This is a genomic window from Arcicella rosea (assembly GCF_040543805.1).
Classification (GTDB): domain Bacteria; phylum Bacteroidota; class Bacteroidia; order Cytophagales; family Spirosomataceae; genus Arcicella; species Arcicella rosea.
The window spans coordinates 151,133-174,626 of sequence record NZ_JBEUMS010000016.1 but is presented as its reverse complement, the minus strand read 5'-3'; the positions used below and the strand labels follow the sequence as shown (position 1 = coordinate 174,626).

At 34.9% G+C, this 23,494-nt stretch carries 17 protein-coding genes and 1 pseudogene; 5 read left to right on the top strand and 13 right to left on the bottom strand.

Features of this window, described 5'->3' with window-relative positions:
• Window positions 1-309: pseudogene (locus tag ABID42_RS19550) on the top strand (transposase); the annotation flags it as partial.
• Here the strand turns inward: ABID42_RS19550 and ABID42_RS19545 are convergent.
• A complete protein-coding gene (locus ABID42_RS19545) occupies window positions 306-581 on the bottom strand; it encodes a hypothetical protein (protein WP_367285090.1) in 276 nt (91 codons plus the stop codon). The pseudogene ABID42_RS19550 and the gene ABID42_RS19545 overlap by 4 nt on opposite strands.
• Before the next feature lie 196 nt (window positions 582-777).
• On the opposite strand from ABID42_RS19545, the gene purL reads away from it, so the two are divergent.
• Complete coding sequence (gene purL / locus ABID42_RS19540; RefSeq protein ID WP_367285089.1) at window positions 778-4,467, top strand: phosphoribosylformylglycinamidine synthase; 3,690 nt, start codon at window positions 778-780, stop codon at window positions 4,465-4,467.
• A 57-nt stretch (window positions 4,468-4,524) separates the two neighbouring features.
• Here the strand turns inward: purL and ABID42_RS19535 are convergent, their stop codons facing one another.
• The 5 genes from ABID42_RS19535 to ABID42_RS19515 all read right to left on the bottom strand — a co-directional run bounded on the left by ABID42_RS19535 (window position 4,525) and on the right by ABID42_RS19515 (window position 11,907).
• Window positions 4,525-7,350 carry a KGGVGR-motif variant AAA ATPase gene (locus ABID42_RS19535; protein WP_367285088.1) on the bottom strand — a complete coding sequence of 942 codons (2,826 nt, stop codon included), beginning with the start codon at window positions 7,348-7,350 and terminating at the stop codon, window positions 4,525-4,527.
• Between the two features lie 36 nt (window positions 7,351-7,386).
• Window positions 7,387-7,824, bottom strand: a complete 438-nt coding sequence (locus ABID42_RS19530) for a hypothetical protein (RefSeq protein WP_367285087.1) — start codon at window positions 7,822-7,824, stop codon at window positions 7,387-7,389.
• 610 nt (window positions 7,825-8,434) lie between these two features.
• On the bottom strand, window positions 8,435-9,688 hold the full coding sequence (locus ABID42_RS19525; protein ID WP_367285086.1) for an ATP-binding cassette domain-containing protein: 1,254 nt from the start codon (window positions 9,686-9,688) through the stop codon (window positions 8,435-8,437).
• A 170-nt stretch (window positions 9,689-9,858) separates the two neighbouring features.
• Window positions 9,859-11,487 (bottom strand): chaperonin GroEL, encoded by a 1,629-nt coding sequence (gene groL, locus ABID42_RS19520; protein ID WP_323689108.1) that lies wholly within the window; start codon window positions 11,485-11,487, stop codon window positions 9,859-9,861.
• A gap of 141 nt (window positions 11,488-11,628) precedes the next feature.
• Window positions 11,629-11,907 (bottom strand): co-chaperone GroES, encoded by a 279-nt coding sequence (locus ABID42_RS19515; protein ID WP_184135555.1) that lies wholly within the window; start codon window positions 11,905-11,907, stop codon window positions 11,629-11,631.
• A 347-nt stretch (window positions 11,908-12,254) separates the two neighbouring features.
• On the opposite strand from ABID42_RS19515, the gene ABID42_RS19510 reads away from it, so the two are divergent.
• Window positions 12,255-12,968, top strand: a complete 714-nt coding sequence (locus tag ABID42_RS19510) for a hypothetical protein (protein WP_367285085.1) — start codon at window positions 12,255-12,257, stop codon at window positions 12,966-12,968.
• A 269-nt stretch (window positions 12,969-13,237) separates the two neighbouring features.
• Here ABID42_RS19510 and ABID42_RS19505 read toward each other — a convergent pair whose 3' ends face one another.
• From ABID42_RS19505 to ABID42_RS19495, 3 genes are all read right to left on the bottom strand, one after another.
• Window positions 13,238-14,929 carry a glycosyltransferase family 39 protein gene (locus ABID42_RS19505; protein WP_367285084.1) on the bottom strand — a complete coding sequence of 564 codons (1,692 nt, stop codon included), beginning with the start codon at window positions 14,927-14,929 and terminating at the stop codon, window positions 13,238-13,240.
• Window positions 14,930-15,075: 146 nt separating this feature from the next.
• A complete protein-coding gene (gene secG / locus ABID42_RS19500) occupies window positions 15,076-15,417 on the bottom strand; it encodes a preprotein translocase subunit SecG (protein ID WP_367285083.1) in 342 nt (113 codons plus the stop codon).
• Window positions 15,418-15,509: 92 nt separating this feature from the next.
• Window positions 15,510-16,217, bottom strand: coding sequence for a DUF8458 domain-containing protein (locus ABID42_RS19495; protein ID WP_367285082.1), 708 nt, complete (start codon window positions 16,215-16,217; stop codon window positions 15,510-15,512).
• A gap of 76 nt (window positions 16,218-16,293) precedes the next feature.
• Between ABID42_RS19495 and ABID42_RS19490 the strand changes: the two genes are divergently transcribed.
• Window positions 16,294-16,533 (top strand): hypothetical protein, encoded by a 240-nt coding sequence (locus tag ABID42_RS19490; RefSeq protein WP_367285081.1) that lies wholly within the window; start codon window positions 16,294-16,296, stop codon window positions 16,531-16,533.
• A gap of 70 nt (window positions 16,534-16,603) precedes the next feature.
• Here ABID42_RS19490 and ABID42_RS19485 read toward each other — a convergent pair whose 3' ends face one another.
• The 4 genes from ABID42_RS19485 to tamL all read right to left on the bottom strand — a co-directional run bounded on the left by ABID42_RS19485 (window position 16,604) and on the right by tamL (window position 22,552).
• Entirely contained in the window at window positions 16,604-17,140 is a 537-nt protein-coding gene (locus ABID42_RS19485; RefSeq protein ID WP_323689113.1) for an LptE family protein, read from the bottom strand.
• Window positions 17,121-18,464, bottom strand: coding sequence for a sigma-54 interaction domain-containing protein (locus tag ABID42_RS19480; protein ID WP_367285079.1), 1,344 nt, complete (start codon window positions 18,462-18,464; stop codon window positions 17,121-17,123). The genes ABID42_RS19485 and ABID42_RS19480 overlap by 20 nt, the downstream gene beginning before the upstream one ends.
• A gap of 61 nt (window positions 18,465-18,525) precedes the next feature.
• Window positions 18,526-19,941, bottom strand: a complete 1,416-nt coding sequence (miaB, locus tag ABID42_RS19475) for a tRNA (N6-isopentenyl adenosine(37)-C2)-methylthiotransferase MiaB (RefSeq protein ID WP_367285078.1) — start codon at window positions 19,939-19,941, stop codon at window positions 18,526-18,528.
• 145 nt (window positions 19,942-20,086) lie between these two features.
• The gene (gene tamL / locus ABID42_RS19470; protein ID WP_367285077.1) at window positions 20,087-22,552 is read right to left on the bottom strand and encodes a translocation and assembly module lipoprotein TamL; all 2,466 of its coding nucleotides are present in this window, start codon (window positions 22,550-22,552) and stop codon (window positions 20,087-20,089) included.
• Window positions 22,553-22,601: 49 nt separating this feature from the next.
• Between tamL and ABID42_RS19465 the strand changes: the two genes are divergently transcribed.
• Window positions 22,602-23,345, top strand: a complete 744-nt coding sequence (locus ABID42_RS19465) for a TrmH family RNA methyltransferase (RefSeq protein ID WP_367285076.1) — start codon at window positions 22,602-22,604, stop codon at window positions 23,343-23,345.
• Window positions 23,346-23,494 lie beyond the last annotated feature (149 nt).

The following is a 23,494-nucleotide window of genomic DNA, read 5'->3' as shown; positions in this document are numbered from 1 at the left end:
GATTTTTTGAAATATACAGCTCAACAAATTAAATTTGATTTGATAAAGAATCATCCTGCTGTTTTACCTCATTTTGAAGTGAATCTAAAAGACAGGCAATATCAATTTTGGGAAAGAAATCCTTTGAGTATAGATTTATATTCACGAAAAGTTATAGAACAAAAGCTATCCTATATTCATGCTAATCCGTTGAAAGGAAAATGGTTGTTAGCAAATAGCCCTGATAAATATTGGTTTTCCTCTTATCGTTTTTATGAAACGAATATTGATGAGTTTGGTTTCTTAACTCATTACCTTGAGGATTGTTAATTGGCGAGTTGCTGACGCAAGGCTTGTTGGTGAAAAACACCAACAAGGGCGAAAGGAGCAGGAATTTCTGCAACCAAGATTGATGAATTCGTTTCGGCTTGTTGAAAGCCACTAAAGCCAACCCCTTTTGCAAAATTTGGCGGAGGAACTAATGCTATTTTTGTGGCTGAAATGAAAATATGTTCAGTACCAAGCTTGTTGTTAATAGAACGTTTTTGAGCAAATGTTTCTAAAGTAAAGAAACATAAAAAAAGGAAAAGCAATTTTTTCATTGGAGTGTAAATTCGTTAAAAGATTATTGTGATAAAATATTTCCAATATACAAGCTTCACGCAAACAAACCCAATCCCTTAAATTTTTATAGGTATTCTTTTTCAAAACCGCTAAATTTGCAACTCTTTAGCAATTCGGCTGTATTTATGTTGTTTTTAGAAATTAGCCGACAAACAACCAACAATCTGTTTCATCATGATTCATTTCTTCGGGAGTCACTCCAGCACAGTTTATGCCGTGCAAACGCATGCCATTCTTTCAGATGAAGATATTCAAAAACTCTTTTGGCTTTTCAATAGTAAAATCGACCATACTTTTACCCTTGTAAACCAAGAAAATGCTACTTTGGAAGCTGTTTTTGTAGGTCCACGTGCAGCCATGATTACGCCGTGGAGTACCAATGCTGTTGAAATTACCCAAAATATGGGTATTCAAGGAATTGTTCGTATTGAGGAATTTACGGCAGTAGCGGAGGATTTTACTGATTTCGACCCGATGCTTTCGCAAAAATATACGCAATTACATCAAGGAATTTATACTATTAAAATTGAGCCTGAGCCAATTCTTGAAATTGATGACATTGCCGCTTATAACAAAGAACAAGGTCTTGCATTGAGCGAAGAAGAAGTTGGCTATTTGAATGGTTTGGCAGCAAATTTAGGTCGTAAATTGACTGACTCAGAAGTGTTTGGGTTCTCTCAAGTAAACTCAGAACACTGTCGCCACAAAATCTTCAATGGTACTTTTGTGATTGATGGTGAGGCAAAACCAAGTTCATTATTTAAACTTATCAAGAAAACTTCTGAAACGAATCCGAACGACATCGTTTCTGCTTATAAAGATAACGTTGCCTTTATCAAAGGCCCACGTGTTACACAATTTGCTCCAAAATCTGCCGACAAGCCAGATTTTTATGCAGAAAAAGAATTTGATTCAGTGATTTCTGTAAAAGCTGAAACACATAATTTCCCAACAACAGTAGAGCCTTTCAACGGTGCTGCAACAGGTTCTGGTGGTGAAATCCGTGACCGTTTGGCTGGTGGACAAGGTTCATTACCTTTGGCGGGTACGGCGGTTTATATGACTTCGTACTCTCGTTTAGAAGAAAATCGTCCTTGGGAAAAAGCCGTTAACGAGCGTGATTGGTTGTACCAAACACCGATGGATATTTTGATTAAAGCTTCAAACGGTGCTTCTGATTTTGGTAATAAATTCGGTCAGCCATTAATTACGGGTTCTGTTCTTACTTTTGAACACGAAGAAGAGTCTCGCAAATTAGGTTTCGATAAAGTAATCATGTTGGCTGGTGGTATTGGTTATGGCAAAGAAAGCCAAGCTAAAAAACAAAAGCCAACAGTAGGAGATAAAGTAGTAGTGCTTGGTGGTGAAAACTACCGCATTGGTATGGGTGGAGCAGCGGTTTCTTCGGCTGATACTGGAGCTTTTGGTTCAGGTATCGAGTTGAACGCTATCCAACGTTCAAACCCAGAAATGCAAAAACGTGCTGCCAATGCGATTAGAGGTTTAGTAGAATCAGACCATAATCCAATCGTTTCTATCCATGACCACGGTGCAGGTGGACACTTGAACTGTTTGTCGGAATTGGTAGAAGAAACAGGTGGTTTGATTGATTTAGATAAATTGCCAGTAGGCGACCCTACGCTTTCAGCTAAAGAAATTATCGGTAACGAATCACAAGAACGTATGGGCTTAGTGATTGGTGAAAAAGATTTAGAAACACTTCAACGTGTTGCAGAACGTGAGCGTTCGCCAATGTACACCGTGGGAGATATTACTGGAAATAACCGCTTTACTTTCGAATCGAAATCTACGGGTGCTAAACCAATGGATTTTGCGATTTCAGAAATGTTCGGAAGTTCTCCTAAAATTGTGATGGAAGACAAAACCATTGAGCGTAACTACGCAGGTTTGTCTTATTCAGAAGCCGAAATTCCAACATATTTAGAACAAGTATTACAATTAGAAGCCGTAGCTTGTAAAGATTGGTTAACCAACAAAGTTGACCGTTGCGTAGGCGGACGAGTAGCCAAACAGCAATGTGCAGGACCATTGCAATTACCTTTGAACAACGTAGGCGTAATGGCTTTAGATTTCAAAGGGAAAGACGGTATCGCTACTTCAATCGGGCATTCGCCAGTAGCAGCTATCGTTGACCCAGCGGCTGGTTCACGTACTGCCATTGCGGAGGCGCTTTCAAACATCGTTTTTGCTCCTTTGAAAGACGGTTTAAAATCGGTTTCGCTTTCTGCCAACTGGATGTGGGCTTGTAAAAATGCAGGCGAAGACGCACGTTTGTACGAAGCCGTACAGGCTTGTTCGGATTTTGCTATCGAATTGGGCATCAATATTCCAACAGGAAAAGATTCGCTTTCGATGAAACAAAAATATCCAAACGATGAAGTAATTGCTCCGGGAACTGTAATTATCTCGGCAGGGGCTCATTGTTCGGACATCAATAAAGTAGTTGAGCCAGTGCTACAACGCAATGGCGGAGCGATTTACTATTTGAACTTATCGAAAGATAGCTTCAAATTGGGCGGTAGTTCATTTGCTCAAATCTTGAACAAAGTAGGAAAGGAAGTACCAACGATTCAAGATGCGGCGTATTTTAAAACGGCATTTGATACTTTCCAAGATTTAATCAAAGCAGGCAAAATCGAAGCAGGTCACGACATCGGAAGCGGTGGTTTGATTACTACTTTATTAGAAATGTGTTTTGCTGATGTAAATCTTGGAGCAAATATTGACCTTTCAGGTTTAGGCGAAACTGATACCGTAAAAGCATTATTCAACGAAAACATTGCCTTGGTATTCCAAGCGGATGCTTCGGTAGAAGCGGTTTTTTCAGCAAACAATATTACTATCGTTAAAATTGGTGAAGTAGTAGAAGGTAATACGCTTTCGGTAAAAAACAAGGCTACTTCGTTTGATTTTGCTGTGGCAGAATTAAGAGATGTTTGGTTCAAAACTTCTTTCTTGTTAGATTCAAAACAATCGAAAAACGGAACGGCTTTAGCACGTTATAGCAATTACAAAAATCAGCCATTAAGCTATACTTTCCCTTCACATTTTACTGGAAAATTAACGGATAACAGCACGCTTGCGGTGCGTCCGAAAGCGGCGATTATTCGTGAAAAAGGCTCAAACTCAGAGCGTGAAATGGCGAATGCCATGTATTTGGCAGGTTTTGATGTAAAAGACGTGCACATGACCGACCTAATTGCTGGTCGTGAAACTTTGGAAGACATTCAGTTTATTGGTGCAGTTGGTGGCTTCTCAAACTCTGACGTATTAGGTTCGGCGAAAGGTTGGGCAGGAGCATTCTTGTACAACGAAAAAGCCAATGCTGCTATCAAAAAATTCTTTGCTCGTGAAGATACGCTTTCGGTAGGGATTTGTAATGGTTGTCAGTTATTTATGGAATTGGAATTGATTAATCCAGACCACGAAGTACATGGCAAAATGCACCACAACGAATCGCATAAGCACGAAAGTATCTTTACTTCGGTGACTATCCGGCAAAACAACTCAGTAATGCTTTCTACTTTAGAAGGCACTACATTAGGGGTTTGGGTATCGCACGGAGAAGGAAAATTTGTGTTGCCTTACGGAGAAGAAAAATACAGCATTGTAGGCAAATACGGTTACGAAGCCTATCCAGCCAATCCAAACGGTTCGGATTTCAACACCGCCATGATGTGTGATGCCACAGGTCGCCATTTAGTAACCATGCCACACATCGAGCGTTCGACCTTCCCTTGGAACTGGGCAAACTACCCAGCCAACCGCAAAAACGACGAAGTAAGCCCTTGGTTAGAAGCATTTGTAAATGCAAGGATTTGGATTGAGGAGAAGAATAAGTAGAAAAGTAAATAGAAATAGGAAGCCCTAAGGCTTCCTATTTCTATTTACTCAATATTTCTATCTAAATTTTCGTCTCATTCCACGGCTACCCAATCCTAATCTGTATTTGTATAGAAAAGCAAAAGTATATTTTGTGTCTTGTCCCATAGGTATCTTACGAACAATACCGTTAATAATTAATAATTCTTCTAATTCTTTCAGTGTTTCTATTAATGTATTCTTTTCTTTTGCTTTCGATAGTAAACTCTGAAAATCTCTGTTCCAAAACTCATAGTATCTATACTCAGGTGTGTCATCAATAAATTCAAATATTGCTCTCAAACTTTCATTTCCTCTTTCTATTACTAAATCTTCAAAATGCTTATTCACGGCACCTTTACGTACATTTTTATTTGTATAGTATTTACTTGGAAGAACAGCAGAATTGTCTTTGGGTTGATCTTTAAAAAACTCATCAATTGATAATTTTAGTAAATCAATAAATGGTCTAAGGCTTATTGTTTCATCTGCATTCATCACATTTTTATAAAGCCAATCATAAGATTCTCCATGAGCTTTTATATCGGGATATCTACCAAAGAAAACCCAACAAAGTTTTCGTAATGTAAACTCATCAAAATCTTTCTGGTTTTCAGTTTTAAAATCTGAATGAAATGAGTCTATCCAAGTTGTAGCATCATCAGATTCCGATTCAAAATCATAAAATTTAACAGTAGAAATAAATTCACTTTTGGCAAAAATTCTTACAAGATTGAAAAAATAATTAAAAATTTCCTCTTTTTTCCACTCTATTGAAATTGTTTTATTTACAAGTGCTTGACTATTATTTAATCCTACAATTCTTTTAAACAAATCCGTTCTAACAAATAACTTCGAATGAATTCTTTTGAAATTAGAGTACTCCCAAAAATTGATTAATGAAGCCATTTGGTATTTCCAATCAATAGGTTCAACCATTAAGTCTAAATTGTCATAAATGGCAATTATATCTATTTGCTTTGAGTTTAATAACGAATCTATGGATTCTAATTCTTTTTCGACGAGTATAATATTTTCTATATCTGAGATAAATAATATCATCTCTTTCATCTCTGTATCATTATTCTTAATCGAAAAGTTTATAGGAACCTTAGTCTTAAAATTAATTTGTTCTGCTATCTCTCCTTTTGAAATTTCATCCACTATTGCTTTCCATGTGTACACTTTCCAGAACTTTCTGTAGAAATCATTTTCACCTATTTTCTCTATTAAATCCTTAAAACTACTAAATCCTGAAGTACTTATAAAATAATTATGTGTTTTATCAACAAGATGAAGAAAATGTATGTTTAAATGTTTCTTTTGAGCCAGTTCTTTTAATCTATTTACAATATTTTCATTTTTTAGAGCTTGAAAAAGATATGATTTCCCTGTTCCTTTACTACCTGTTATTAGGAATTTTTGAAAATTAAAAATATCTTTCATTGATTCTCTGTAGAAGAATTTCCCTTTGATGAAATCCCCATTAAAATCTATTTCTCCATTATCAGCATAGAGGTCAGGCCAATTATCTCTAAGCTTAGTAAGAATTTGGCTTTGACATTCATTAAATGAATTTAACTGCTCTTCAATTTGATACTTATCTATTAATTGAGGTGAATATATTTCACTCGATGCTTTCTCGTTTTTAAACTCATTAATGAAGGAATTTAGTTTTTTTGCAATTTCAGGCTCTCCAATTCTTTCTCGGTCTATTTGTTTAAGCCAATTCTCTCTTATTTCCATACTCGTTCCTAATAAAGCTAGTTCAGGCTCGTATGGGAAATAAAAGTATTCAGGAATTAACAAACCATCTTCACTACTCAATGAATTAGTGGAGATATAATCATCAACTCTTGATTTGAAGTCCTCAAAAAGTGTCGGTGTTGAAAATGAATTTACAATAATTGTTCTAAAGTCGCTTTTAGTTTTATTTTCACTAATGTATTTGACGTTATCTATGAAATGATAAATACCGGGTAAATTTTGTACACTATTACTAAAAAAACCAACGATATGGGTTGCTAATTTAAATCCAGTTATTCCTAAAATATCAGTAAAACCGGTTCTACTGTCTATAAAAATCACATCTGGGTTGATTTGGTTAATAATAGTCTTTATAATTGCTTCAAACTTACTTATTATGTATTCTGTTGAAGAGAAATCTAAACGAGATAATCCTTCTAAATAATGATTCAAATCCGTAGAAAATTCTTCATTATCTAAGTTTTGAATACTTAAATTACCTGCTGGAATGATTCTAATTTCTCCATCTTTTGAGAATTCTTTTGATACCTCCCATGAATAATTATTTAGATTTAAGTTACTTTCAATCTCAGAGTCAAAAAAGTATTCTAATAACCCATTTTGATTTCTTGGAGCTCCAGGGTTTTCAAGGAAAAAATTAGAAAATCCTGGCGCTTCAAAGTCACAATCAATAATTACTACTTTTTTTTGATAGTGTCTTGCTAAATAGGTAGATGTAAGCATTAAATTAGTTGACCTACCCATTCCACCCTTATAGCTATAATATGTAATTATTGGTATTTCAGAGTTAAAGTTTGATACAGGATCTAACAAATTCGTTAATTTTCGTCTTGATTTTTTATAACTAACAATTTCATCATTGCTTTGGAATAGGTCACTGTAGTAATAGTCCTCAGATATTTCTGTTAGCGATAAATTAGAATACTCAAACTGTGGTTCTCCAATCTCTTCTTTGTTAACTTTTTGGGATGATACAGTTATTACATTTATCTGGTTTCGTTGGTCAATTTCTATCAAAAATTTAAGAATAATACCACCACTTTTTAGTGATTGCAATTTTCTTAATAATGTATCAAATATGTTTAAAATCTGTATCATATAAAATTTTATTTAAAGTTTTTGAATGAAGGTAGTTTACTTTCTCGAATGAAAGTGAGACACTATTTTTTCTAATGTTTCTACAAACATTCTAATATTGCCTTCATTAAGGTCTATATACTGTCTGCTCATAGCTAAACTGTAACGAATTTGAACATCCCATGACTTAACAAGTTTATTAAAAATGACATTTTGCTTGTTACCAAAGTAGGGGATATCTTGATTAAACGTAACACCATTATTTGAACATAGAGTGTTGAGATTATCAAAATTGTGAATTCTCCATTTTTTTCTAAAACTATCATCGAGAAAAGTATTAATATCATCACTTTCGTTCAATTCTTGTTTTAATTTAAATGCTTCAAAGAACGCAAATTTATAACTAAATTCAACTATATACCCTCCAAGGTAAAAAACCTTATGAAGGATTTCTTTTTTCTGTAATTCATTACAATTTTCTAAAATGTCTAACAATTGTTTGCATACGTTGAGATTCCGATAACTTGCAGTCCTAAAATCCAAATAGTTTAAATATGCCATAGTGCAAATGTGAAATAATATGCTTTTCTATAAAATGATTCAAAGGTTAGGCTACAGTTACGGTAGCAAACGATAAAAGTAAATATTCTTAACATTAAAAAGACTGTTTCTGTGATATTTTTCACTATTTTAACAACAATCATATAATTTTACAATTTAATGCTTAATCAAGCCTCTTTCTTAAAGTTTATACTTTAAGAAACGTAATTAAGTGAAAGACTTAAAGCCCGTCGTTTGTCGATGGGCTTTTTAATTTAATGCTTTCACTTCTTTTTCATAAAGTAGATTGACGAGTATCTAATTGATTCAATCGAGCATTAAAACGATACTCACGAGCATCTAATTGATTCAATCAAGCATTAAAACGATACTCACGAGCATCTAATAGATTCATTCAAGCATTAAAACAATACTCACAAGTATCTAATTTATTCCTTCGAGTCTTAAAACAATGCTCACGAGCATCTAATTAATTCATTTGAGTAATAAAACAATGCTCACGAGTATTGAATTGATTCATTCAAGTATTAAAATGATGCTCTTGCTACTTCATCACCACCCCACCTGACCCTTCCTCCGAAGGAATTAATTGAAATATATTTCTTGGAAAAAGTCCTGCTTCGTTGCGATGCGAGACATACAAAATGGTACTTTCGCTTTCGTTGGCAATTTTATTGATTAATGAAATGACAAGCGAGGCATTGTGGTCATCTAAACCGGCGATGGCTTCGTCTAAAATCAACAAAGGCGGATGTTTTACCATTGCTCTGGCTATCAAAGCCATGCGTTGTTGCCCTGTCGAAAGCATAAAAAATGGCTTTTTACTGAGCTTGTCCATCTCAATTAAAGTAAGCCATTGTTTGGCTAATTTAATTTGTAAATCAGAAGGTTTATTGTACAAACCAATAGAATCATAAAAGCCAGACATTAGCATTTGTTCTAAAGTATGGCTTGCGGTAAATAAATCTGTCATGGCAGGCGTAACATAGCCGATATTATTTTTAATAGACCAAACCGTTTCTCCAGTACCTTTTCTTCTGCCAAAAAGAGTTAAATCCTGCCCATATCCTTTGGGATTATCGCCCGTAATCATCGACAGCATGGTGGTTTTCCCAGAACCATTTGGCCCGACTAAATGCCAAAATTCATTTTTATGGATTGTCCAAGTAATGTCTTTTAAGATATGTTTTTCGCCATAACTTACATTTACTTTATTGAATTTAATCAACTCAGGACTGGCTAAATCATAATGCTTGATAGGAGGAGGGATTTCTCCTGAAAAAGAGGAAGTTTGATTTTTTCTGTAATTTTCAAGAAAAATTTGAAGGTCTTCGTGTACAACTAATTGGTTATTTTTTTCGATACTTACAACATTACTGATGAAAGACAATAAGTCTCTTTCACGATTGATTAGCTGAATTAATGAAGTATGTGTACCAATTTCATGGAGCATTGCTAATAAAGAAGCCTGAGCCGCCACATCCAAATTATCAAAAGGATTATCCAAAATCAAGTAATCGGGCTTTTGTGCAACCAAGTAATACAACAAAGCTTTTTTCTGTTCTCCGCTCGACATCGACTTCAAACTTCTGTCAAGATGTTTGGTTACAGCCGTAAATCCATGACGATTTTCTTCATCAATAAAATCATTGACCGTCAGGCTTGAAAATAACAAACCGTTTGACTTGTTTAAAACTTCAAAAATTCCCGTAGCTTTCTGAGATAGCAATTGTTGAATAAATACTTGTTTGTTGGCACTGTTTGATAAGAATATTGCCCAATGTTTGGTGTTTTTCATAAAATAAACCGCTTGATTTTGAATATTTCTGCAAGATTAAAGGCCTTTATATTTAGGAGAAATAAAAAACTCCTCAAAAGCATTGCTAATGAGGAGTTTTTTGAATGTTAATTTGAAGTTTTGAAGGATAATTTAACTCATAATTCAAAACTCAAAATTCAGAATTGATATTACATCATTCCACCCATTCCGCCGCCACCACCGTGTGCGTGTGGAGCTTCAGCAGCTGGTTTGTCAGCAATAACACATTCAGTAGTCAATAATAAACCTGCGATAGAAGCAGCGTTTTCTAATGCTAAACGAGTTACTTTAGTTGGGTCGATGATACCCGCAGCAATCATGTCTTCGTATTTGTCTTCACGAGCGTTATAACCGAAGTCACCTTCGCCAGCTTTAACAGCGTTAACAACTACAGAACCTTCACCACCAGCGTTAGCAACGATAGTTCTCAATGGAGATTCAATTGCTTGACGGATAATGTTGATACCAGTTGTTTGGTCTTCGTTGTCGCCAGTTAAACCGTCTAATGCTTTGATAGCACGGATTAAAGCAACACCACCACCAGCTACGATACCTTCTTCAACAGCGGCACGTGTAGCGTGAAGAGCATCGTCAACACGGTCTTTCTTTTCTTTCATTTCTACTTCAGTAGCAGCACCGATGTAAAGAATAGCAACACCACCTGACAATTTAGCCAAACGTTCTTGCAATTTCTCACGGTCGTAATCAGAAGTAGTATTTTCGATTTGTGCTTTGATTTGGTTAACACGAGCTTCGATACCATCTTTAGCACCAACTCCGTTTACAACAGTAGTGTTGTCTTTGTCGATGATGATTTTTTCAGCTTGTCCTAAATATTCAATAGTAGCATTTTCTAATTTGAAACCACGTTCTTCAGAAATTACAGTACCACCTGTTAATACTGCGATGTCTTCTAACATAGCTTTACGACGGTCACCGAAACCTGGAGCTTTAACAGCAGCAACTTTCAATGCACCACGGATTTTGTTAACTACTAAAGTAGCCAAAGCTTCTCCGTCAACATCTTCAGCAATGATTAACAAAGGACGACCAGTTTGAGCAACGCCTTCTAATACTGGTAATAATTCTTTCATTGAAGATACTTTCTTCTCAGAAATCAAGATGAACGGACGCTCTAATTCAGCTTCCATTTTCTCAGTATTCGTTACGAAGTATGGAGATAAATATCCACGGTCGAACTGCATACCTTCTACTGTTTTAACTTCAGTTTCAGTACCACGAGCTTCTTCAACAGTGATTACACCTTCACGACCAACTTTGTCCATCGCATCAGCAATCATTGTACCGATTGTAGCATCCGAGTTAGCAGAGATAGTAGCAACTTGAGCAATTTGTTGTGAAGTTTCGATTGCTTTAGATTGAGATTTCAACGAAGCAACAACAGCACCAACTGCTTTGTCAACACCACGTTTCAAATCCATTGGGTTAGCACCCGCAGCAACGTTTTTAGAACCGATAGTGTAAATAGCTTGTGCTAATACAGTTGCAGTAGTAGTACCATCACCAGCTTGGTCAGCAGTTTTAGAAGCAACTTCTTTTACTAACTGAGCACCCATATTTTCAACAGCGTCTTCTAATTCGATTTCTTTCGCTACTGAAACACCATCTTTAGTGATTGAAGGTGATCCAAATTTCTTGTCAATAATTACGTTACGACCTTTTGGTCCTAAAGTTACTTTAACAGCGTTAGCTAAAGTATCGACGCCTTTTTTCAGTTTGTCTCTTGCGTCTGTGTCAAAAAATAATTCTTTTGCCATTTTTTTTAATTTGAAAATTTGAAGATTTGAGGATTTGAAAATGTATATATATTATACATCTAACTTTTCCAAAACTCTATTTTTTTGTTTTACTATATTAGCGTAAACTCAAAGCTTACAGCTTATAGCTTAAAGCCACAATTAAAGAATTGCGAAAATATCGCTTTCACGCATGATAAGGTAATCTTTACCTTCTACTGCAATTTCAGTTCCTGAGTATTTACCGTATAAAACAGTGTCGCCAACTGCAACTGTCAATGGTTCATCTTTTTTACCAGAACCAACTGCTACTACAATTCCTCTTTGTGGTTTTTCTTTAGCAGTGTCAGGAATGATAATCCCAAATGATGTTTTTTCTTCTGCGGCTGCTGGTTCTACCAGAACTCTGTCAGCCAAAGGCTTGATACTAACTGTTGACATTGTTTTTTTGATAAGTTATTTTTTGTATTTGATTTTTTAGGTAATTGTTGAAATGCGATTTGATTTTTGTAAATACGTTTCAAAAAAACCAAACGAATGCTGCATACAACATTGCAATTTCATCATATTTTATGCCATTGTCTGAAAAACGGTAAAATTGTCAGGTTTTGATATAAAATAGAAATCTATGATTAGACGCTAATAACTATTTGACAGACTTTAAAATACTTTTCAGAAATCTTGGCATTTTCGTGGAAATCATTAATTTTATTATTCTAAAGCGAAAGCGAATGCTTTTAAGTTTAGTATGTTTTTAAATAATAATCCTTCACTAAATGATGTCGCCTATGAAAAGCTTAGAGAAAGATTGGCTAACCACTGGACTCATTGATTTTGAGTACAAGAAATATGTGTTACTGGCATATTTGCAACAGGTTAAAAGTAATTTTAAAAGTAAGAAGTTATATCCTGACTTACGAGATTTGCAGTATCATTACGATTATTCTATGTATTTCAAGGATGGTATTAACCAGATGAGTGTTCAGTTTCCCAAAAGAATCAGAGGAGTAAATCCTGAAAGTTTGGATGTTGAATATGAATTTTCAAATCAGCCTCAAAGTGAGTATTTATCTGAGATTGAATCAATCATGGAATATGCCTTACCAAGATTTAAAAATGCTTTGCACGAAGGCGAGCAAATTGTAGAAGAAGTACAAAAGGATATTCATATTGCGCCGATTGGGATTTTACCACTTTACAAAAATGATGGTTACTTGTTATTGCATGAACCCATTATTCATGAAACAAGGGTTTATCAGTACAATCTTACAATTTTTGAAAACAAGCATGAACGATTGCGAGGCTTAAAAACCTTTTATGTAGAGACCATTAAAAAAAGTGCCTTGAGTACTTTCGAGAACATTAAAATAGATTTAGTAAAACGTTATAAACATCTTCCTAATCCTGCTACTTATTTGGTAGAATCAAAATATGTTTTGCCATTGGAAGAAACCTTTTTGCCAATCGCTAAAAAGAAAGTAGTAGAAGTTGTAACGAATTGAGAAAATATGAGTAAATCCAAATTTTAAAATCATTAAAAAAGCGGTAGAAAAACTAATTTCGACCGCTTTTTTATGATTGAGGGAAAACGAATTCCTACTGTTTGAGCGAAGCGAGGCGGTTCGTCGCTGCGATTAGGAATTCTTGATTTTCTTTTGCGGTCCGCCGCTGCGGTTACTTTTCTTTCATCAAGGAAAGAAAAGTAAGGTCTTACTATAGTGAAATATCATTTTTAGATACAAGTCTAATCAATTTTGTAACTACTTATTAGTTAATATCTAAATCTTACTCCTTCAAAATCAAAAAGAATAATCTCCGTTCCATTTTTCTTTTTCAAGATAATCTTTTCAGGTTCTTGTTGATTTACTCTTTGAATAATTTGCGAGTTTTTAGGCAAATAAAAATTAGTAAGTTGAGCATCTACCACTGAATAGGAAGGAATATCTTTTCCGCCCGGCGTAGTATCTTGATGATTAGAATACAATACAGTATCGCCTTCAGCATAATTTTGTACAATTTTATTTGCCACTAATTGATATGGATTGTTTTTGCGTGGTTCTGCAAAACTCATAAAATATCTTGGTGGATTATCCTGCCAAATATTTTGGATGATACCCGTCAATAAGTAACACTGTACGCAACAGATTGCCAATAAAATATATTTTACATTCGATTTCAAATGCCAAATTTCTCTGATTAATAAAGCCACTAAGATAATGCCGAAAGAGTAGGAGTAACCAACATATCTTGGCATAATTCTGAAAGTATTACCATCTTGCCAAGAGAAAAATATCAAGAAAACAAAAGGTAAAACAACTAAAGAGACAAGAAATAAGATTAGGTTATTCCCTTCCTTTTTTCTATTCTTCCAAATAAGATTTATCAAGATAAATACCAATACAATATTTAGTCCTAACACCAAAAATTGCCCTTTGGCAACAGTACAGAAAACTAAAATTGCAATCGCCATTGAAGTACAGAGCGCCATTTTAAGCTTTTCAGATTTTATCAGGATGAATCCTAAGATTCCTGTCAATGAAGCCGCAATGGTTAATAAAGTGTTTCTTAAACCTGTTAACTGAAGATAAAGCCCTTCGCTACTGATAAAAGCACAAGAAATTACATGACGAATTTGTCTGGTAATATTCTTTACTGTAGCTACAGAAAGGTATTCATCGGGTGAATTTTGAGCGAGATAATTATAGGTTTTTACACTGTTCTGCACATAATCGAACAGCCATTTTCCTCCGTCTGACTTTAACCAAAGTATTACGCCAATCAAAGGAATAATCATTGATAAGCTGAGTCCAATCCAAGTACGTAAAACTCTTACATGCAAGAGTACATACAAACCATGAATAAAGAATAATGGGAAAGTAGAAAAATGGCAAAGCTCACAAGCTAATACTGTTAAGCCATAAAGTAAGTAATGTCCAACAGGTTTTTCGGCTTTTTCTTCTTTCTTGACAATCAATAACAAAAGATGTGTTGCTAAAATTGAAAGGAAATATAGTAAAGCATAATTACGAGCTACCTGCGAATAATTGATGTAAAAAGGAGAAATAGCCGCTAAGAAAGATGCTAAAAGTGCTAGTCTGACAGATTGAAAATGTGTTTTGACGAAAACGAAGATGACGAGAATCGTCAATAAATTAAATATCAGCGACGGAAATCTCAAACTTTGGTCAGATACACCAAAGGCACTTGTCCAGTAATGCAATGAATAAGTATAAAGTGCGCCATTGCCTGTATCTAAGCGAGCAATGGAATCAAAGAAATCGTGATAATCCTTTTCAGACCAAAATTCTTGAGGCGTAAAATAAGGATTTTTAGGTTTGCGAACAGAGTCTTTCTGATTGTTCCCTTCATAGCTTGTAAACTGACTTACAAAGAGAGAATACTTTTCATCACCGGCCAACCCGTGTTCGCCGATGTTATGAAAGCGTAAAAAAAAAGCAAGCATTAGTATGCTTGCTAAAATTAAGTATTGATATTTTTTCATTAAGTCTCGCATGAACTATCTTAACTAAAATGGCTATTCTAATTAATTTAATTGTAAAATACGTCTTGAATAGACGATATTCCGAAAACTATTTAATGTGATAAACCTTATTTTTTTGAAGTATCAGTAGGATTTGTTCCTAATGCTGGCGCTGCAGCTGGAATACCTGCTTTTTTAGAAGCTGCCTCTGTATTTACTGATTTGAATGCCTCTGTACTTTCGCTTGGTGTGATAAACTTAGTAGCTAAAACTAATAAAGCGATAGTAATTGCACCTCCCCAAGTAATTTGTTCTAAAAGGTCTCCTGTACGTTGAACACCAAACATTTGGCTTGCACCAGCCGTTCCGAATTCTCCTGATAAACCACCACCTTTAGGATTTTGAACTAATACTACAAAAACTAATAACACTGCAATGATGCAAATAACTACGATAATTGCTCCGAACATCTTTTATTTAATTTGAAAATTTGAAAATGAAATTCTAATATTTTTAAACTCACTGAAACGAGCTGACAAGTCCTTAAATAATAATGGTAAATTTAAAATTCTGATAGCTCTTGAATTTTGCTTGCAAAGTACGCCTTTTTTTCTGGGAATTTCAAAATTAATTTCTCATAAACTCCTATTGCTTTCTCTTTCCTTCCTTGCATCGTAAGGATTTTAGCATAGCTTTCCGTCACAATTCCTTTGTCTAATTTACCGCTATTCAATGATAAATCTTCTTGTTTTCCCATTGCTTCGAGCTGGCTTTTACTACTTCTGATTAAGCCGGGGTCTTTCAATAAAAAGTTTTCAATGATGGTATTTTGCAATTGCTGTTTCTGAGCTATTTCATTCAACAACATATCTTCTGCCACGGTTGAATAACTCAAGAATTCTTTATCCGATAATACTTCTTGCTGATACTCTTGTTGTTTGCGTTTGTCTTCATCTTCTTTGGCTTCTAAGATTGTTTCTAGCTTTCTTAAGAAATCAGAATCGAATTTTGCAGTTGTAGATATGTTCGAGTGGTTTGTAAAAGTACCATTCATGATTCTACGCAGGGCATTTCTGCTTAATGAATAAGCGGCAGCTTTACGTAATTTAGCCTGTTTGGCAAGCTCATCGTTTTCATAAGCTTTTGCCAATAAAGTATGAGCAAGCGAACAATATGGATATTGTTGAATGGTTTCTTCCAGTCCATTTATTTCAAGTGCTGAAACTTCTGAAAGGTTAGCCACCAGATATGTAAAGGTTTCTTTAGTCATTTTATCAATAGCTAGCTTTTTGAGCTTTGAATAATGGGCTTCTAATACAGGAAAAGTGATTCAGGAGTCACAAATTATGTCTTCTGATACAGGAAAAGTGATTCAGGAGTCACAAATTATGTCTTCTGATACAGAAAAAGTGATTCAGGAGTCACAAATTATGTCTTCTGATACAGAAAAAGTGATTCAGGAGTCACAAATTATGTCTTCTGATACAAGAAAAGTGATTCAAGAGTCACAAATTATGTCTTCTGATACAGAAAAAGTGATTCAAGAGTCACAAATTATGTCTTCTAATACAGGGAAAGTGAGTTAAGAGTATCAATTCGCTTTAAATCAATATTTTAAAACTCAAAATTCATAATTCATAACTCATCATTCTTAACTCACCATTCTCCCGCAGTTTTATTGAAAATATCTAATACGATTTGGTCAAGTATTTTAGGAATTAAAGTGCCTTGAGCCGCCGTAATGGTTTGTGTTTGAGGGAAATCCTGATAAAAAGAAAACTCTTGGTCATAGTTTTTGTTTTCATCCTTAGCATTCGTAAACTTCACTTGAATACGAATTGTCAACCTATTCAAACCACCTTTATCATTTGCAGTAGGTGCTTGTGCTTCTACATCAAAACCAGTGATAGCACCTTCAAACATCAAATCAGGATTGCTGTTTGTCATTTTCAAGGAAGTGTTTCTTTGAAAATACTCTTTGATTTTCTCGTTGAAAGTCAAACTCAAATTGGCTGGTCCACCTGCTGTTTGAAAAGCAAAGTTTTGAATTTGAATCGTTTTTAAATTCGGGTCTAAGCTAGCTCCACGAAAAGAATAGCAGCCACTCAACACTAACATACTCAAACTTAAAAGAGCAACAATGCTAACTTTCGAGGAAGCCCAAAAAGGAGTTTTACTCTTCTTCAATATCATACTGTTTGATTTTTCGGTACAATGTTCTTTCTGAAATTCCCAAATCTTGTGCGGCATATTTACGCTTGTTTTTGTTTTTTTGTAAAGCCTTGATAATCATGTCTTTTTCTTGTTTTTCTAAAGAGAAAGATACTTCTTCGGCTTCGTGGGTAACGTCTATGAACGCATTTTTATTCTCAGAATTATTATTTCCTAAGTTAATAATTGTTAATTCGTTATCAGGCTGATTATTCGAGAAATTATTCGCTGTTGGTGGTAATGTTCTCGGATTGCTGAATTCAGGTTGATAATTGGGTTGGAATGGAAATGAACGTTCCTTTTCAATGTTTTGGAAAAGGCTTTCATTTTGTTTCAGAATATCTGGATTCACTTCACCGTTTTGTAGTACTTCCAAGAACATTCTTTTTAATTCAGTCACATCCTTTCGCATGTCAAACAGAATTTTGTAAAGTAATTCTCTTTCGGTGAAATTATCGTTTTGTTGTGCTTCAAAATCTCTTCTAACCAAACTATTGCCCATCATTTTTCCATTGTTCATCTGGAGATAATGTGCTAGTTTTTCGCCATCCACGATTCTCTCATCAGTTTCAAGAATAGAAATCTGCTCGGCAAGATTCTTTAATTGTCTGATATTCCCTGGAAAGCGTTGGGTCAATAAAATTTGTTGTGCATCAGAAGTAAGCTGAATCGGTTTGATACGATATTTTTCAGCAAAATCGCTACTAAATTTTCTGAAAAGTAATTCAATATCCATTCCTCTGTCACGCAAGGGTGGCACAAAAATTGGAACAGTATTCAAACGATAATATAAATCTTCTCTGAATTTACCACGTTCAACGGCAGTCATCAAATTGATGTTGGTTGCCGCAACTACTCTAACATTTGTTTTCTGAACTTTAGAAGAACCTACTCTGATAAACTCGCCGTTTTCTAATACTCTTAGCAAACGAGCTTGTGTTCCCAAAGGCATTTCGGCGATTTCATCTAAGAAGATAGTACCGCCATCAGTTACTTCAAAATAACCTTTTCGGGCATCAATTGCGCCAGTAAAAGCACCTTTTTCATGTCCGAAAAGTTCAGAATCAATCGTTCCTTCTGGAATTGCACCGCAGTTTAAGGCGATGAATTGTCCATGTTTTCTGGCAGAAAGATTGTGGATAATCTTTGAAAATGATTCTTTCCCAGAACCACTTTCTCCAGTAATCAGCACGGTCATATCGGTTGGGGCAACTTGTGAAGCCACCTCAATAGCATGGTTTAATGCTGGAGAATTGCCGATAATACCAAATCGGGCTTTTATGGATTGTAGTTCGGACGTTTGCATTTGAATAAGTGTTTTTTGTAAAAATGAAATGAATCTGTTTAAACAAGGCAGATATTTCTTTTTACTCTACTTCTCCAAACAAAGTAGCTGATGAACATGAAGTGATTTTTACATTCACATAATCGCCTTTTTGATGATTTCCCTTTGGTAAAATCACCATTTTATTTTGGTCATTTCTACCTTGTAAGAAATCTGCTGAACGCTTAGAATCACCTTCAATCAATACTTTTTGAATTGTTCCAACCGACATTTCATTACGTTCTTGAGAAATTTTGCGTTGAAGTGCAATGATTTCTGCCAAACGTCTTTGCTTTTCTTCGTCAGAAATATCATCTACTAATTTCTTAGCCGCAGGCGTACCTGGACGCTCAGAATAAGCAAACATATAACCATAATCGTAGCGAACGTATTCAATTAACGAAAGTGTTTCCTGATGGTCTTCTTCGGTTTCTGTACAAAAACCAGCGATAATATCTTGAGAAATACCACATTCTTCGCCCAATACTTCACGGATTTTATCAACACGATTGATGTACCAGTCACGGTCGTAAGTACGGTTCATCAATTTTAAAATTCTACTGCTTCCGCTTTGCGCTGGTAAGTGAATATAATTACAAACATTTTCGTACTTCTTGATGGTATAAAGTACTTCGTCTGTAATATCTTTTGGATGAGACGTTGAGAAACGAACTCTCAATAATGGGTTAATCAAAGCTACTCTTTCTAATAATTGAGCAAAATTGACAGTTTCAGTTCCATCAGCGGAAGCCCATTTGTAAGAGTCAACATTCTGACCTAATAAAGTAACTTCTTTATAGCCATTGTCTAATAAATCTTGACATTCTTTCAAGATAGAATAAACATCACGAGAACGCTCACGACCACGAGTAAAAGGCACTACGCAGAAAGAACACATATTGTCGCAACCACGCATGATTGAAACAAAAGCCGTTACTCCATTTGAATTCAAACGAACAGGCGAAATGTCTGCATAAGTTTCTTCCTTAGATAAGAAAACGTTAATCGCTTTATTGCCTTCTTCTACTTCTTCAAATAAATTAGGTAAATCACGATATGAATCTGGTCCTGCTACTACGTCAACGATTTTTTCTTCTTCCAAAAACTTCGTTTTCAAACGTTCAGCCATACAACCCAAAACACCTACAACTAAGCTTGGACGTTTTTTCTTGAGATGTGTAAAGTTCTTTAAACGATTTCTTACTTTTTGCTCGGCATTATCACGAATGGCACAAGTATTCAAAAGAATAACGTCTGCTTCGTCGAATAGAGAAGTAGTCGCATAGCCATTTTCTTGTAAAATCGAAGTAACAATCTCGCTGTCAGAGAAATTCATCTGGCAACCGTAACTCTCAATGTAAAGTTTCTTTTTGTCTTGTTTTCCTATTTCATCCACTGTAGTGCGTGGAAGATCTAAAGCTTCTTTATCTTCTTCAGAAAGTATTTCTAAATTTCTCATATCTTATTGTTCACCAATTTTGCTACAAATGATTGAGCAAACGTGAAAATTATTTTTGGACTAATGGAATCACAAGCCTGTGATGAGGGGCAAAATTACGAAGAAATATTGTTATGTCTGACAGAATGTCAGTAAATTGTTGTAATTAAAAAGGATAACCAATTCCGAAGTTTAAAACCAATGGATTACGATAAGTAGAAGGCAGTTTTTCACTAGGTTTAAATAATACCCAACGATTGTTTTCTGGTAAAGAAGGATCTACCATTCTTACCGCCCAATCTAAACGCAAAACAAAAAATGATAAATCGACACGAACACCAAATCCAGTTCCGACGGCAATTTCTTTATAAAATCTATCAAACTGAAAATCGCTACCAGTAATCCCTTCCGTATTTTGTCCTTGAAAACGCCAAACATTACCAGCATCTACAAAAAATGCTCCGTTGATATTATAGTCTCCGTAAAATCTTAAAATTTTGAAACGATATTCTGCACTTGCTTCGAGAAGAATACTTCCGGGTTGGTCGAAATTACCTTGAGCTGAACCAGGGCCTAAACCTCTTGGTTTCCAAGCACGCAAACTGTTTGGTCCGCCTACAAAGAAGTTCTTTTCATAAGGCAAACCTCGTTCTGTACCATAAGCATAAGCCAAACCCGTATTGATTTTATAAACGAAAATGGAATTGCCTTGAGGATTTAAAGCAAGGTATCTCCGATAATCAGCATTAATTTTCAAGAAACGATAGAATTGTAAACTATCACCAAAAACGTCTGCGACAAAACCTATTTTGCCTTTCGGGAAAAAGTTAAGGGTAGTTCCGCCAGATTCTAAGAGTACTCTTAAATAATTTCCTTTGGTGATTTGTCCATAAGGATTATCGGTATAAGTATAAGAAGCACTGATGCTAGAAACAAACGATTTATTAAAGCTTCGCCCCAAATTGTTACCAGCATAGCGTTGAAGGCTATCCAAAAAGTTTTTGAAATCACGAGCTTGCTGATTGTTCGGATACGAAGTAGAAAGTAAGTTTAAGTCAATCAAAGAAACTTGCCAGAATTTATTTGGCGAAGGTCTCCATAAATAAGTCTGGTTAATTTTAAAGTTTAATCGGTTGTATTCTTGTCGTCCTACAAATTCAACTCCACCACCCAAACGAGTTTGTGGTGTAAAATCATTCAATCGTTGAGCGATAAAATTGGGTGCTAAAATTTTTGGAATGATAATCGAAGAGTTGAAACCCAATTCTAAGTTTCTACTCACAATATCAGGGCGAATAAAACCAGCTTGGGCTTCAAAACCAAAGCGGAAATTGGTTTCTAAGGAACTCGCACTACCTCTTAAATTACGCAGTTTGAAAGAAGTATTAAAGAAAGGTCCTAAAACCAATTTATAAATACTTCCACCTGTTTCGGCAGTGAACTGATATTTATCTAAAGGACGAGCATAAATGGTGGCGTCCAAAACACCTTTGGTTGTATCAAAATTTACTCTTGTGAATTGGAATTGGTCAAGTCCATACAGTTTTTTTTGAGTTAAAGTTACCTTTTGAAGACTGTAAGGCTCGTTCGGACGAATATCAATTTTGGTATCTAATAGCTTTTCAGAGAATTTTTTATTCACGAATAAGTACTGAATATTTCCAAAAACTACGGTATCTACTTTTGCCTTAGGAATATTCGGTGAAGTACCATCCGAAATAAATGTTACTTTGTTAAGCAAATACGATTTGTTGTAATTTGGGTTTTGCGGAGGACGGTCGGGATTTGGCACAAAAGTAATTGCCTCAATTCCTTTTGTAATGGCGGTGTCCAAATCGTTAATACGGATACTTACGTTCTCTTTTGTAAAATGATAATAGCCATTGTTTTTCAATAATTCTTCAATTCTACTTTTTTCGGCATTATAAGTTTCTACTTCTAAACGATTGCCATTTTTTAGCAGACTTTGGTGTTGGTTTTTCTTTAAAATAGCATAAATCGCTTTGTCGGGCGTAACCAACGAATCTGTTTTATAAAAAGGATAATAATTGCCTTCGTTTACCAAATAAGTAACAGCAATACTTCTTTTTTTGAAGAAAAGGCTATCAGCTTTATAGCTTACAGCATAATTGAAAAAGCCATGATTTTTGAAAAAGGTTTTAACTTTTTCTACATTTTTCTTGGCATCTTCTTCATAAAAATAAGAGGGGGCTTCGCCAAAAGTGCGCATTCCCCAATTGCCTTCGTTGATTTTTTTAGTGAGTTTTTGTGCTTTACTTTCTTTCTTTTTTGATAATTCTAAGAAAGCCAAAGAATTATTATCAATTGAATTTGCTACACGGTCGAAATCCTCGTTTAACTTTGTTAGTTCTTTTTGCCATTTTAGCTTTTGATTTTGATAATTTTGAGCAAAAAGCTGGTGAAAATATAGTCCAAGTGTAAGAGGGGTTTTAAGTATTCTTTTGTTGGGTCTTTGTGGAAGTAAAGATTCTAGTTTTTCGGTGGTAACAATTTTATTCCCTTTAAAAGTCTGTGAATACAACAAAGGGTCAGTTAATATGACTTTTGGTGAACATCCTGATAAATAGATGATTATCGAAAACAAAGAGATATGGGAAAGCGTTTTTTTCAAGGATAATAATGATAATAGATTTTATAAATAATCAATAATTTTTAGACTGATGCTATCAAAAAATCAAATTAAATACATTAATTCTCTGCAACAAAAAAAGTTTAGACAAGAGCATCAATCTTTTATTGTAGAAGGAGCAAAAAGCGTGCTCGAACTTATTCAATCTGATTTTGAAGTAGAATTACTTTTTGTTACAGATGATTTCTACAAAGAAAACGAAAGCCTTTTAGAGAAACAACCCATTCGTCCAGAAATTGTTACACAAGCTGAATTAGAACGTGTTGGTTCATTTAGTTCAAACAATGCGGCTTTGGCTACTGTGAAAACGAAAGCGAACCAAGAAATATTTGCGCAAGAAAATGAATATGTATTAATCCTCGATGATATTCGAGACCCTGGGAATTTAGGAACAATTATTCGTGTGGCAGATTGGTACGGAATCAAAAAAATTGTATGTTCGAAAGAGACAGTTGATTTTTATAGTCCAAAGGTGATTTCATCAACAATGGGTTCATTTACCCGTGTAGCAATTTATTATACAGACTTGCAGATGTTTCTGGCTGAAAACAAGCTGAAAGTTTATGGTACTTTTTTGGATTCTGCTAATGTTCATCAAACTGTTTTTGCTGAGGCAGGATACATTGTAATTGGAAATGAAGCCAATGGAATTTCGGAAGGAGTAGAGCGTTTGGTGACTGATAAAATTACGATTCCACGCTTCGGAGCAGCCGAATCTTTGAATGCTGGAATAGCCACTGCGGTTATTTGTGATAATCTTAGAAGAGGAAAATAATAAAATCTGAGGTTTTTGTATGAATTTACCTAGTTTAATCAGTTGATTTTCAATATTTTATTTAAATTTAAATTCGAGATAAATCCGTAACGATTTGTTAACTATTTACTAATCACTGTGAAAAGCAATTCTGTTTTTTTTGCATTTAT